Origin of the sequence: Chryseobacterium geocarposphaerae, from assembly GCF_002797535.1 — a bacterium.
In the GTDB taxonomy this organism is placed as follows: domain Bacteria; phylum Bacteroidota; class Bacteroidia; order Flavobacteriales; family Weeksellaceae; genus Chryseobacterium; species Chryseobacterium geocarposphaerae.
Window position 1 is genome coordinate 2,424,356 of sequence record NZ_PGFD01000001.1, and the last position, 14,441, is coordinate 2,438,796.

At 36.1% G+C, this 14,441-nt stretch carries 7 protein-coding genes; 1 reads left to right on the forward strand and 6 read right to left on the reverse strand.

Going from position 1 to position 14,441, the window contains the following annotated elements; all coding sequences use genetic code 11:
• Positions 1–140: 140 nt before the first annotated feature.
• From CLV73_RS10795 to CLV73_RS10805, 3 genes are all read right to left on the reverse strand, one after another.
• Positions 141–4,721, reverse strand: coding sequence for a fibronectin type III domain-containing protein (locus CLV73_RS10795; protein WP_169925747.1), 4,581 nt, complete (start codon positions 4,719–4,721; stop codon positions 141–143).
• A gap of 404 nt (positions 4,722–5,125) precedes the next feature.
• On the reverse strand, positions 5,126–8,080 hold the full coding sequence (locus CLV73_RS10800) for a reprolysin-like metallopeptidase (RefSeq protein WP_100376810.1): 2,955 nt from the start codon (positions 8,078–8,080) through the stop codon (positions 5,126–5,128).
• 171 nt (positions 8,081–8,251) lie between these two features.
• Positions 8,252–10,282, reverse strand: coding sequence for a M43 family zinc metalloprotease (locus tag CLV73_RS10805; protein WP_100376811.1), 2,031 nt, complete (start codon positions 10,280–10,282; stop codon positions 8,252–8,254).
• Between the two features lie 90 nt (positions 10,283–10,372).
• On the opposite strand from CLV73_RS10805, the gene CLV73_RS10810 reads away from it, so the two are divergent.
• Positions 10,373–10,828 carry a hypothetical protein gene (locus CLV73_RS10810; RefSeq protein WP_100376812.1) on the forward strand — a complete coding sequence of 152 codons (456 nt, stop codon included), beginning with the start codon at positions 10,373–10,375 and terminating at the stop codon, positions 10,826–10,828.
• A gap of 31 nt (positions 10,829–10,859) precedes the next feature.
• On the opposite strand, the gene CLV73_RS10815 is transcribed toward CLV73_RS10810, so the two are convergent.
• From CLV73_RS10815 to CLV73_RS10825, 3 genes are read right to left on the reverse strand one after another with little or no spacing between them, the layout of a single operon-like run.
• Complete coding sequence (locus CLV73_RS10815; RefSeq protein ID WP_100376813.1) at positions 10,860–11,519, reverse strand: DUF6048 family protein; 660 nt, start codon at positions 11,517–11,519, stop codon at positions 10,860–10,862.
• Positions 11,485–11,955 carry a DUF6452 family protein gene (locus CLV73_RS10820; RefSeq protein ID WP_100376814.1) on the reverse strand — a complete coding sequence of 157 codons (471 nt, stop codon included), beginning with the start codon at positions 11,953–11,955 and terminating at the stop codon, positions 11,485–11,487. The genes CLV73_RS10815 and CLV73_RS10820 overlap by 35 nt, the downstream gene beginning before the upstream one ends.
• 9 nt (positions 11,956–11,964) lie before the next feature.
• A complete protein-coding gene (locus CLV73_RS10825) occupies positions 11,965–14,436 on the reverse strand; it encodes a zinc-dependent metalloprotease (protein WP_100376815.1) in 2,472 nt (823 codons plus the stop codon).
• Positions 14,437–14,441: the final 5 nt, after the last annotated feature.

The following is a 14,441-nucleotide window of genomic DNA, read 5'->3' on the forward strand; positions in this document are numbered from 1 at the left end:
AACACCGAATAGGAAATATTCAAATTATTTCTTCAACACATTCTATTTTTTAATCAAAACTCAATAAATAGCAAAAAAAAAATCAGCTCTCATTTCTGAGAGCTGATTCTATTTTAAAAAGTAATCGTTGTTATGATTTCTTATTCCTTGATAAACTTCTTCTGTACCGAAGTTGAACCATCCTGAATATCGATCACATACATTCCGTTGATTAATGAATGGACATCTACTTTGTTATTTAAGATGATTCCGGTCGTGATCAACTGACCTGCAGAACTATAAATCTTATAGTTAGCTCTCTTGCTGATATTCTTAACATTCAATACTGTACTTACAGGGTTAGGATAAATTAAGATATCATTCTGATTCAGTAAGTTAGTAGCCGGTTTCTTAGAGATTCTCACTGTGTAATCTTCCACTTCTCCACTGTCGAAGTTGGTACAGTTTACCGGAATTCCTCCTTTCATTAACGCTACTCTCATCACTACATACATATAGTCTGCATTGCTTACAAAAGCATCGGATGGTACACTGAATGTAGTCGTTGCTGTTGCTGCAGTACTTGGATTAGATACCAAAATTCTTTCATTGATGTCAAATTCTCCGTTTCTGTCGAAATCAATCCATGCTACAACACCTGCATCTCCGCTTACCACTTTATCAATTGTTAACTGGTTATTGGTTGATCCCTGAATCAATTCAATTTGAGCAGGTACTACAGCCGTATAATCAGTGTATGTTGATCCTGCAGAAGTATTAACCATCTGTGGTTTTCCATTAGGAGTTACTGTCACTTTAGAGATATATTCTCCTGAAGTATTCACTGCTCCCATCTGACAGTAGATCACTGTTGGAGTCGTAAAGTAATATGGTAAAGTATAATTACCCGGAGTACCACTACAAACGTTAGCTACCTCCATTTCATACTTCGTCAGTTCCGTTAAATCGGTAAGAGTATAGATATTGTTGGATACCTGAATAGTAGTCCATCCAGGAATTCCTATTTTTCTATATCTTAAAATATATTTACCTGTTGCATCCGGACCTACATAAGGATCCCACTGTACTTTAGCACTTGTTGGTTTCAATTCAAGAATGGTTAATCCCGGAGGTGCAATATCACAAGTTCTCTCCGTAGTAAATCTTGCCAAACTTGACCATGGATTAGGTGTCGTTGAATTTACACATGTATTTCTTACCTGAACTTCATATTGTGTATATGGTGTTAAAGTATATCCTGTTGAAGGAAGCGAGAAGCTATTAGCAGGAGGGTTTGGTAAATTAATTGGTCCAATCCATGTAGGATCTCCTACTTTTCTCCATTGCAGCTGATAGGTAGCACTTGCCGCCAATGGTGACCAGTTCACAACTGCTGTAGTAGCTGTAATATTTGTAAACGTTACATTCGGTGGAGTCGGATCACACAATGTAATAAATTCATTGTGGGAATATGTTCCTACGTTCACGGTATTACAAACTGCTGCCACTTCTACTTCGTATAATGTTGCAGGTAATAATCCTGTAAGAGGAAAAGGTGGCTGGTTAGGTGCATTTACTGCTGGCACATCAATAGGACCTGCTGTTGGCAGCCATTGGGTAGAACCTACCGGTCTGTATCTTACTTTATAAGAAGCTCCTCCGATATCCTGCGGCCAGGTAATTGTCGCTGAATTATGCGTAATAGAAGTTGGAACTACTGTAACAACAGGAGTAGCCGTACTACAAACTCTCAATATAATATTGTCAACGGCTGCCGGTGGCGGTGTTCCTCCAGAACTATCATTGGTCCATTCGAATACCAAACGCATAATACCACCTGCATAGTTAGTCAGATTTAAATTTGCATTGGAGTAAGACTGCCAAGTCGTTCCATTTAAATTATACTGTCCTACCTGAACTCTTCCCGGCGATCCAGGTGTTCCGGTTGCAGTTGTAATCTGAGTTCCCGGTGTAGGTAAAAAGGTAGCTGGTACCAGCCATACTTTTAAATAATCATAAGAACTCTCTCCATCTGCTTTCCAGTCAAAAGAGAAAGTAGCAAGGCTGGTTCCTGCCGGAATTTCTATATCTCTGTAGGCATGTACAATACTTGTTAAATTATCAGCATATGAGTTCGTAACTCCATTATCATTTGTAATATAGATGGACTTTCCGGTATTTCCGGTTGCAGAACCATGGAACCATATATTAGGTTGTCCTCCATTTAACAATCCGAAATCATTGCTTCCAGAAAAATCCTGGATATAAGGAATTTGCGCCGGAATTTGTGTAGTCATAAAACTCGGTCCCGGAATCCAAATACTGGAGTCGGTAGTGGAGCAAACTGCTTTTACCCACCAATAATATGTTGTGTTCGGAGCTAAAGTCGGAATCAAATTCACAGATGTCGCTGAGGTAGGTACTCCGACCGTACTTGCACCAGGAGGCGTATTTGAAGCCGATACATAGTATATATATCCACCAACAGGCGCAGGCGTTGGTGCTGTCCAGCTGATTGTTGCTCCATTCGAAACAATTCCTGTTACATTCAAAGTTGTTGGCACTTTACAAGTAGGGATCAATAAATTTATATTATCTATCGCTCCAGCCGGCGAATTACCACCATACGAATCATTTTTCCATTCGAATACCAAACGCATAACACCTCCTGCATAACCTGATAAATCCACATTAGTATTCACAAAGCTCTGCCAAGTTCCCTGTTGGTTTAGCTGGCCCAGCAAAACTCTATTCGCTCCTGCAGTAATTGCATTTCCTGCAGCTGGCATGTATGATGAAGGAACCATCCATACACTAATATAATCATATAAATATGGTGTTGTCCCTTCTCCCATTGCTCTCCAATCAAAAGTAAGAATAGCTGGTGAAGCAGCTGTTGTTCCTGCAGGTATGGCAAAATCTCTATAGGCATGAACTACACTCGTAGAATAAGCATCATAAGCATTTGTAACCCCGTTATCATTAGAGATAAATATTGAATTTGCCGGATTACCTGTTGCCGAGCCATAATACCATTTATTTGTCTGAGATCCATTTATAATTCCAAAATCATTACTGGTAAAAGGCTGAGAATATGGTAGTGTAGCAGGAATTTGTGTTGTTGTAAACGTTGGCCCCTGAATCCAGATACTGGAGTCTGTTGTAGAGCAAACTGCTCTCACCCACCAATAATAGGTAGTGTTTGGAGCCAAAGTACTTGGCAAACTAAATGAAGTTCCTGTTACAGGTCCAGTAGCAGCAGTAGGCGGTGTGTTTGTTGTAGAAATATAATATTCATATCCGTTTGCAGGAACAGGCGTTGGTGCTGTCCAGCCTATAGTAGCTGTATTTGAAGAGATTCCACTCACGGTCATTCCTGTAGGCTCTACACAGGTAGGAGTAGGCATTACATTAAAATCATCAAATCCTAAATAATACGGATCCCAGGTAGCAGCATAAGCTTTAATTCCGAAATTATACTCCCCTGTTGTAGTTGGTACAAATGTTACTTTAACTTTTGTATAATTTGTACTATTTGAACCCCCATTTGTTGTTTGGGAAGAAGTAACAAAAGTAGTCAAATTGGTAGCTCCTGTAGAAGACTGTAAGGTATTCACCAATACATCTCCTTCCCAACCAGAATATCCGTCTCCTACCCAATAGAAGGAGAAATCATAAGACTGATTTGCCGTTAAGTGAAAGCTAGGTGTCCATAAATAAGATGCTGTTGTAGGATAATAAACAGTTACATAATTAGGAGTAGATTTTGGATCATTATAATCTTGAGCAGAAGCATCCTGAGTCGTAAATAAATTAGAACCTCCATTAGTCGCCCAACAATTTGGCAATACAGCTGTTCCAATACCTGTCATTGAGTCAAAATTTTCAGACCAAGGGAAAGTAGAAATTGCAACACATGGTGTTGTGAATGGTAAAGCCATTGGAATCCAGTAACTCTGATCAGTAGCACTGCATTTTGCCCTTACCCATACATAATAAGTTGTTGTTGGCGATAAGCCTGAAATCGTAGCCGAGGTCGTAGTACTTGATACGGAATTACTTGCATTAAGCACCGTACTTGAAGTTGGAGGGATTCCTGTAGTATTATAATAGACATCATATCCGTTCGCCGGAGCCGGTGTAGGTGCTGTCCATGATATAGCAGCGGTAGCCGCAGTAACAGTTCCTAACGTTATTGCTGATGGTGCGGCACAAGTTGGGGGTGCAGATTGCGAAATTGATACGTTATCAAAATAATAATAAACATCTGAATTAAGATCAGAAGTAACATTAAATCGAACATATAAATTCCCTGCCGAAGGTACGAAAGTAATCGTTTTTGTCGCACATGTATTAGCCGATATGTGGTTGGCAGAATTAATCGTATAAGCCGTAGTCCAGGGTCCTGAAGTGCTTGTAGCATATTCTACTTTTATAGTCCCTATATTAGCAGCTGGCGTAGCAGTAGTTCCCGCATAATAGTCAGTTACCTTGTAATCAAAAGACATAGTGACCTGCCCGGTATTATTTCCTGTGAGATTAGGGGAAGTAAACTCACCTGTGTTTCCATAATACCTTTCACCTCTAATGGTTCCACCACTGGTTCCACATATTTGATTGGCAGCAGTTTCATTGGAGAAAACAGACCCGCTTGTGGTCCAGTTGTTAAGTCCAGAGGCCGTCCAATTCTGGGTGTAGGCGATCTGGGCCATCAAAAATGAGCCAAAAAGTAATTGGCACATGAGTAAAAGTTTTTTCATAGTATGATAAATAAGTGTTAGATGATTTTAATTGCCAAAATTCTATTTTGATTTCAAAGTATTGACTATCTCGCAGAAATTGGCTAAAGAACTCTATTAAAGCTCTGAATCAGATGTTTTTCATTCGAATTCAGGACTAATGAAGATTCTAGAATATTGGGGGAATTGCATTTTTTCATAATATTTCACTTGTTTTGGTATTATTTATACAAATCTAATCATTTTTTACAATCATCCTATTAAATCTTTATTTTTTTAATCAAATTCATTAAAAAAACCAATGACAATCATTCATTATACATCATAAACATTAAATAAATAATGGTATAAAAATAAAAAAGCCCCATGTAAACATGAGGCTTTGGAATCTATAAAAGATTGACTATTTATTTTTTAATAAACTTAGATTTAAACAAATCATTTCCTTTATCTTCAATAGAAATTACATAAGCTCCTTTTACCAATGCAGAAACATTAATCTTTCCGCCACTAATATTTCCGTTGCTTACTAATTGTCCAGCAGTATTATAAATTTTATAAGTTGCTTTATCAGAAACTTTAGTTACATTTAAGAAATCTGTTGCCGGGTTTGGATAGATTTGAATACCATCTTTTGTGTTAGTAATATCATTTGTACCCAAAGCTGCTGTAACAACAACATTGTAATCTTCAACTTCACCATAGTAATTTCCTGTCCCGCACGCCCAAGTTGCTGGCCCTACCAGTCCAACATTTGCAGAACCAGCATAAGCATATAAAATTCTCATTCTGAGCGGCTGGCCTTCTATTGCTGTTGAAGGAACAGTAAAAGTTCCTGTAAATGCAGCTGTATTAGCAACAGGGAAATTAAGAATTCTCTCAGTAGAAGCAAAAGTACCATCTAAGTTGTAGTCAATAAATACCATAACTGTATTATAGTTAGCAGCTGCACCAGTAACTGTAATACTATACTGACTTCCTTTCACAAGATTAAGCTGTAAAGCGGAATTTGTTGTAAAATCTGTATATGTACTTGTTCCTGAAGTATTATTGATAGATCCTGTTACGGAAACATTTGAAATGTAAAACGGTGAGCCTGAAACACCTGAAGCTGTACAATAAGTAGTAGCTAATGTTGAGAAATTTCCGGATGATGAATAACCACTAGGAGCGCCTGAACAAACTGTAGCTACCTGAACTTCATAAGCAGTTGCAGCAGTAAGATTAGATAGCGCAACAGAGTTTGTAGTTGAAGTCGTTTGCGTCCAGTTAGTATCCGAAACTTTTTTATATCTAATATTATAAGATGTGGCTCCAGATATTGGTGCCCAATTTACATTTGCCGTTGTAGAAGTAATTGTATTAATAAAAATTCCGTTTGGAGCAGAACCACATACAGCAGAAGTCGTAACATAAATTGTTTTTACAGCATAGAATACGTTCCCAATAGCAGAAATTCTCAATTTAATTGTTTGATTATTCAAAGACGCCGGGAAAGTAAAATTCTCAGAACCATCATTTGGAGTAGAAGCTATTAAAACATTCCAAGTCGTTCCGTTATCTACTGTATAGTCAATCTTAACATTTGTTACACTATAAGGAGCAGATGATGTATTTACTACATCCCATAAAATCGGAGCAGCGACATTTACAAAGCCGTATTGATACAAATCGTTTACTTTAAACGGACCATCACTTCCAACATTAATCGTTTGAAGAGCAGACTGTGTCTGTTGTTGGAAAACATTAGCATTATTGTCCCTTACAGTAACCGCGAAGTTAGATGCTCTTGCTACTTGAGAAACTGATTCCCACTGATTGGTAGAATTATTTAAAACACCATTTAAAACAGATGAAAGTTTAGGAAAATAACGTGTTGGACTAGTAGTAGGAGCTATTGATCTAAATGATGCCCCATAGGTTGTTGTACCTAAATTCGCAGCTGTAATTGTTCCACCTGTTATTACTCCATTTACTACAGCCCCTGCATCATCAAACTCCTCCCAAGTATATGTTAATGGATCATTTTCCGGATCAGTTGCAGAAGCAGTAAGTACGAATGCAGTTCCTTTAGGAATACTATATGTTGGAAGAGACGCTATTACCGGCGGATTGTTTGCAATTGCAGTTTCTGTATCACAGGTTTTACTAGTTAGATTATTTTGAACCTGTATAATACTTGCCACATGAAAATAAGCATCAGAATGTGCCTGAACATCAGCATTAGTAATTCCAGCATACCCCATAATAGTAGAACCTGAACCCGGTTCCATATTTACACCAGATCCTTCAATACTATGAGCAAAGGTATGATTTGCCCCAAGCTGATGCCCCATTTCGTGAGCAACATAATCAATATCAAAAGTATCTCCTGTAGGAGATGTACTTTGTGTAAAAGCAGACCCTTTCGCTAAAGAATTAGTCGTTGCTGGTGCAATACATACACAACCAATACAACCCGCATTACCATTTCCACCTGCAGCATTAAAAACGTGACCAATATCATAATTTGCGTCACCTACATTTGCCGTAAGAAGTTGTTGTAATTTTAGATTTAAATTGGTAACGCCTACATATGGATCTGTCGCTGGATCTGTATAAATAATTCCAGGAAAGTTTGCGATATTAAGATGTAATGCAAAGTCCTTCTCAAAAACTCCATTTACCCTTGTCATTGTAGCATTAATCTGAGCTAAAGCCGAAGCCAAAGTACCTCCGGTAAATGTTACATAAGAACTTGTTGCAGAGATAGCCAACCTCATTGTTCTATATTTTTTATCAGAGTTTTTTGAAGTATCATTTGCTTGGTTGCTAAACATCTGACCCTTTTTAGCCATTTGCTGAATCTGATTAATCATTTGAGGATTTTCTTCCGTACTACATACAAAACTCTTCCCATTTGTATTAATCGTTTTAGGATGTACTCCATAAATAGTTTTATCACTATTCTGAGCATCAATAAATTCATACTGACCATTGTTCGTGATCATTGACTGAAAATCGTTTGGAGCAACTGAGAACCTCAATTGTTTATTAGGATCATCAATCCCAACTCCAATGTAAGATCCTAATTGATATTGATCTGCCAATTCTTTTGCCATAACTGGAAAACTATACACAGCAAATTTTTCCATTCTACCATTCAATGTTGGCAATGATATTTCAACTGGTTTAGCATTTGGACCTGTCTCCTGAGCATTTTTAAGCTGCTGTTGAAGCTGTTGAATATTAAGTTTGTAATACCCTGTTACCGGAGAGATCTCAGCTTTAGAGCTCCTTACTGGTCTCGAAGATGGAGACCATTGGGCAAACGCCGGCATTGCTATTACACTACAAAATAAAACAGTAATAAGTTTTTTCATAAAAACAAATCTTAATAATTATTTAATCTCCAAATATAATGCTTTAAAATTATTCAAAATACATAAAAACTAAAAATTATGTTAAATAATCATTTTACAAAAATCAAATATTAGTGATAAAAAAACCTCAAGCAAATTACTTGAGGTTTTTGTTTACAGTAAAGATTTTACTTATTTTTTAATAAACTTAATATTTTCAGTAAGACTATTATCTTTAATCGTAATAATGTAAGTGCCTTTGATCAACTCAGCAACTCTCACCTGATTATTTTTAATATCTCCAGTTTTTACCAACTGTCCAACAGCATTATGAATTTCAAATTTAGCTTTTTCTGAGACTTTAGTTATATTAAGAACATCTGTAGCAGGATTTGGATAAACTCCAAAATTCTGATTACTTACCTCACTAGTCCCTAATGTACTTAATTTCAAAGCTCTAGTCTGTTTTTTAAAGTATGAAGAACCAACAACAACATCAGTTCCAGCAGAGTTTTTTATCTTATAAAAGCCTCCATTATCATAAATCCCGTCACCATATGTATCATTAATAGTAAATGTATAACATTCATTTGGGTTTAGCGTCCAGTTTTCTGTATAAAGAGCAGGAAGAGGAGTAGAAGAGGTAGGATTTGGCACATCAGAATATACTCCGCTGCTATAAACAATCGTTCCCGCACTATTTTTCAAATTCCAGCTTACTTCAGAGCCCCAATAATCTAATTGTAAATTAAATACAAAATTAGTACCTGAACTTGATGCGATTGTATTGTTAAAAGTTCCTGTTACTGTATTATTAGAAGCTCTTTGATCAGCGACACCATTTACACTTGAAATATTAATTGCCAAAGCTCCGTTTGTTGCTGATGTAGGAACCGGCAATGCAACAATCCCATATTTATTTTGTGCCAAATTACCTGACCAGTTATAAGAATAAGGAGTTCCATTTATTGTATACGAAATAACTGCAGAAGTAAGAGCAGAAGTCCCTCTGTTCGTAAGTACTACATTGATAATATATCCGGTACAATAATTGTCTACAGAACATTGGTTCTCTAGTTTTATTTCTGCATCATTTGGAAATAATGGAATTGCAACATCTTTTGTAGAAGTTTTCAGTTCTACTCTTCGAGGAGAATTGTTCATTACAGCAGTAATTCTATCCTTCTGATTCTGTGTAAAAATATTCATACAAGTATCATTAGTATAGTCCATATAATTCTCCACCATTTCAAACAAACCAGAAGTACAGCTTGCAATAGGTGTTGTACAGGAGTAATTATCTTCATGTGCAGGAGGTGTATCATTACAATAATCTGTAGCACACACTGTCGCATCATTATCATCTCCCCATATATGTCTAAGTCCTAAAAAATGTCCCACTTCATGGGTCATCGTTCTTCCTTTATCATATGGTGCATTCATAGGGAATGCTCCATAATCTGTACTTCCAAATGTCGTATAATTTGCTACTACACCATCTGTATTTGCTGCTCCACCAGAAGTATTTAAACCTCCAAGTCCTGAATTTGACGGAAATTGCGCATATCCTAACAATGTATTATCAGAAAAATTCACACTCCACATATTCATATATTGTGTAGGATCCCAAATAGTTAATGGTTTTACATATCCATTAATATTACCTGTCGACCAATCAGGATAACACAAGTTTACTCTATCAATACCGTTTGTAGGATTCCCATTAATATCCACCTTTGCTAACGCAAACTGTATCATTGTATCAGCTCCTACTGCATTTGTATTGTAACCTGGTGTTCCCGCCATTCTCCTAAAATCCTGATTCATTACAGTAATCTGGGATTGTACCTGCTCATCGGTAATATTTGCACCAGTTCCATATGGTTCTCCTGAATGAATAACGTGTACTACTACCGGAATAGTAACAACACCTCCAGTGGTAGATTTATTGGCTAGTCTTTCTTCTTTAGCTTTTTCAACTAGCGGCGCAATCCAAGCTTCAAATTGTTCTGTCGTCATTCTTTTAGGGTCTTTCTTTTGGAGATACTCTTCATACTCTACAAAAGAACAACGGTCAAAACCATTACTTTTAGCTAATTCTTGTGTTGATTTTTTTGGAAAATCGCCATTTATATTCGTTTTTTGTATTTTTTGAGCATGAATAGTAATAACTCCTATTGCAACAAATGAAAACGATAAAACAGATGTAAAAATTCTTCTCATTATATTATTAATATTCAACAAAGATATTTATTTTTAAGATAATTCTAAAATTTAGTTATAACTTATAAGAAAATTTTTAAATAAAAGTGGATGAAAGCTATTATTTTATCATTTCTAATGATTGTAGTAAACTCATGTTCTGTACAGAGTCATAACAATCCTCAATTCAATAATATTGAAAGAAAAGAGATAGACAAGATAGAACTCAAAGAACAAACAAGGGGAACAAACAGAAGTTTCGTTTTAAATTCAGAGTATTTAATTACTGTATTAAACGAAAATACAAGCAAGTCAAAAGTTTCTTTGTCAGAATGGGAGAATATAGAAAAGCAAATCAACTTAATTGAACTTTCTAAGATCTCATCATTGGCAGCTCCAACCACTGGGCGTTATTCTGATCAAGCATTAGCTTCCACTATCATTGTTATTTCAAATGGAAAAACCTATCAATCTTCAAGCTTTGATGCCGGAAATCCGCCAAAAGAATTAGCGTCTCTTTATAAAGCAATACAACAAATCATACAAAACAAAAAGACAACTCCATAGTTGTCTTTTATTTTTTCCATATTTTTTTTTACTAAAACTTATACGCAATATTCCAGGCAAATCCCATTGTAAATTTTCCCGAGCTTCTTCCAAAACCGGGGACAATCATTGGCTGTATATCATCCTGTTTTGTAGTGTATACTAAGTATTTAGGTTGTAAATTTACATCTATATAAAAATTAGATTCGAATAACTGAACCCTTCCTCCTAAGGTTCCTTCAATCCAATAGGAAGATTGGGTAGAGGAAGGAAATGCCACTGAAGCACTACTACCTCCATATCCACGTACCGGAATAGCCATATATTCCTGTTTGTAAAACGCTGCGGCTAATTTTCCTCCACCATAAAAACCATTAAATTCATTTTCAGGATCTCTTGCCAGCATATAAAAGCTTCCCAACCGGAGAAAAACACCATTTACTTTAGCGTCATACCCATTTTTTTGATAAACGTTGGATTCAAAACCCGCATCTATTACTCCATGGACTTTTTCTTTAATTCTTGAGGATATGAAACCCTGATATAGTTTTCTATCCGAAAAAAAAGAGGCACCTGTATTCAGCAGATCAAAACCTACCATAAAATTAGGCTTATAGTGCCATTCTTTTTTCTGATCTTCTTTCTTTTCCTGAGCAAAAGCTACAAAATATGAAAGACTAAAAATTAAGATATAAATTAGTTTTTTCCTCATTTTCAATAAAATTTTGCCCGGTTTCCACACCTAAAACAGTTGTTGGTAATAATAGTTCCGACTTCAGATTTTCGTAGTTCTTTTTCATTCCGCATCCCGGTGAAACATAAATAGCTTTGGTGGTATAACTTACCCTAACTTTAGATGAATCTGCAGTAGTGGTAGTTTTAACAAACAAATCCGTGTAAGGGGAATCATCTACACGCAACGGAACAAAAACTGAGTCTACATTTTTTTGCCAGCCAAAATCTACAATATTGGAACCATAGTTTACAAACACTTTAATAGAATCTAAAGTAGTCTGTTTTCCTGCTTTTTTAAACTTGATTTTCATTCTCGGTGTACCTTCTCCGCTTTCGCAGATATCATCATCTCCTCCACAGGAAGTAAGCATTCCGAGACTACATAATAATATAATAATGCTAATATATTTCATACTTCTACTTTACTTTGGGTCTAAAGCTTTTTCAATTCTGAAAACCAGGTCTTCATAGTGATATTTATTTACCGTATTAGAATCTGCTCTTCCGGAAAGATCTTTTTTAATCATTACTAAATTTCCTCTTGCAATAGCCGAAACATCAGATCTGTCAGAGTTTTTCACGTCAATAAGCTTAATTAAATTATCAACATAATTTCTCTGAAGATTTCTTCCATACACATCCGGATTTTCTTTTTTAATGATTGAAGCATTAAGATCTGAAAATAATTCAACCGTTGTATAGGTATTCGGATCTATCGCTTCCATCTGATACATATTATTTAAAACCATTGGGCTCAAAATTCTTGCAAGAACACCATTCTGAATATCTTCAACTGTTTTTACCGGCGTTTTTCCTGTTTTTTCAAAAATTTCTTTTTTCAGCAGCCATTGCGGTGTTGTGAAAACATTTTCCTCCAAAAACTTCATAGCTTCCTTCTGATCTTTTTTAGCGACTACTTCATATACCGCTCCCGACTGTTCTGCGGTTTTAGGAGTTTCCATCTGTCCACCGATATATTTTGAAACATGACCTGCATATCTTCTGAACTGTGTGGTTACCTGATCATACATCATTCCAAGGTTATCATAATCTTCATTCGGAGTTTTGGTCCACTTTTCAAGATTATCAATAATTCTTTTTAGGTTTTTAATTCCGTAAGAACTTGCAATCATTGCATTATCTCCTACCTGCTCACTTTGAGATCTAGGATCAAAAGGATTGGTTTCTGTGCCGAACCAAAGTCTTTCGTTTTTAAGATTTTTGATCACCCAGTTATTTAAATATTCCTTTTCCAGATCAGGAGTATTATATTGATAAAATCTTCTATATCCCCACTCAATAGCCCAATTATCATAATCCCCAATTCTCGGCATAATTCCGGATTCTCCGATATTATCTTCCGGCTGAGCTACATAATTAAATCGTGCATAATCCATAATTGAAGGAGTATGACCATTTTTTTCAAGCCATTTTTTATCTCTCAATTTTTCAACAGGTACGGTAGAACTCGATCCGAAATTATGTCTTAATCCTAATGTATGCCCCACTTCATGAGACGAAACAAAACGAATAAGCTCTCCCATCAATTTATCATCAAATTCAATTTTTCTTGCCCGTTCATCATTCGGCGAAGCCTGAACAAAATACCAGTTTCTCAACAGCATCATTACATTATGATACCAGTTGATATGACTTTCCATAATTTCTCCTGTTCTCGGGTCCGAAATTGAAGGCCCTGAAGCATTAGGCACATCTGAAGGTTTATATACAATTGCTGAAAATCTTGCATCTTCAAGGCTCCATTCCGGATCAACTTTCGGGTCCGGAACTTTAGCATAAATTGCATTTTTGAAACCTGCTTTTTCAAAAGCTTTTTGCCAGTCATTTACTCCCTGAATCAGATAAGGAACCCATTTTTTAGGGGTTGCAGGATCAATATAGAATACAATAGGTTTTGCAGGTTCCACAAGCTCTCCTTTTTTATATTTTTCCAAATCCTGAGGTTTAGGCTCCAACCTCCATCTTTTAACCAGAGAAACCCTTTTTACACCTTGAGGGTCAAGATCAAAATCTGTATACCCTACTGCAAAGTATCCTACTCTTGGGTCAAAATACCTTGCCTGCATTTTATTTTCCGGTAAAAGAACAAATGAAGAATTGATTTCCACCGTATAGTTTCCACTCACTTTTGGCAGATTGGCAGCAGGAATTCCTGGTATTGGTCTTCCTAACGTACGAGCAAAAGTTTTGGTGGTATTGATCTCAAGATTGGTTGGATAGGATTTTACAAAATTTACAAAAGACATATCCTTCTGAAATGTCCCTACTCTGAAATCGTCTTTAGAATTCGCAGCGAAAGAAACCATCTCATTATCCGAATTTAAAAGATCTGTTACTTCAATTACGGAAGATTTTTTATTATTCCCGTATGTTTTTACATCAAAAGATTTGATAATAGATTGTACATTATTTCTGATCACAGAATTGTACATATCTGATGTAGAGTCCTTCGCATAGTCAACAAAAGAAATCGATCTTAAAAGTATTTTATCTTTGGGTCCTTTTTCAAAAGCTACTACCTGCTGCCCGATCTGATCTCCTGCATAACCGGCACTACCAGAACGCATTCCTGCCGCTGCTTTTGTAAGCCTTGTTACCAACAGAAATTCCTTTTTCAATATAGTGTCAGGAATTTCAAAATAATATTTATCATCAATTTTATGAACGGTGATAACCCCCTGGTCGGAAATTGCCTTATCGGTGATAATTTCTTTATAAGACTTCATGGAAGGCTTTTTCTTATCATCCTTTTTCACTTTGGCAGTATCTATTTTTACTGCTGTAGAATCTTTTTCCTGACCTTTCAATTCGTACTGGCCAAACATCAAGGTAACTAAGATAAAAGCAGCACTGAGGTTTTTCACTTTTTTCATTTAAA

What these genes read in the sequence shown, in the direction of transcription:
- CLV73_RS10795 (WP_169925747.1), bottom strand. Translation starts at nt 4,721, where the DNA reads ATGTGCCAATTACTTTTTGGCTCATTTTTGATGGCCCAGATCGCCTAC.
- CLV73_RS10800 (WP_100376810.1), bottom strand. Translation starts at nt 8,080, where the DNA reads ATGAAAAAACTTATTACTGTTTTATTTTGTAGTGTAATAGCAATGCCG.
- CLV73_RS10805 (WP_100376811.1), bottom strand. Translation starts at nt 10,282, where the DNA reads ATGAGAAGAATTTTTACATCTGTTTTATCGTTTTCATTTGTTGCAATA.
- CLV73_RS10810 (WP_100376812.1), top strand. Translation starts at nt 10,373, where the DNA reads ATGAAAGCTATTATTTTATCATTTCTAATGATTGTAGTAAACTCATGT.
- CLV73_RS10815 (WP_100376813.1), bottom strand. Translation starts at nt 11,519, where the DNA reads ATGAGGAAAAAACTAATTTATATCTTAATTTTTAGTCTTTCATATTTT.
- CLV73_RS10820 (WP_100376814.1), bottom strand. Translation starts at nt 11,955, where the DNA reads ATGAAATATATTAGCATTATTATATTATTATGTAGTCTCGGAATGCTT.
- CLV73_RS10825 (WP_100376815.1), bottom strand. Translation starts at nt 14,436, where the DNA reads ATGAAAAAAGTGAAAAACCTCAGTGCTGCTTTTATCTTAGTTACCTTG.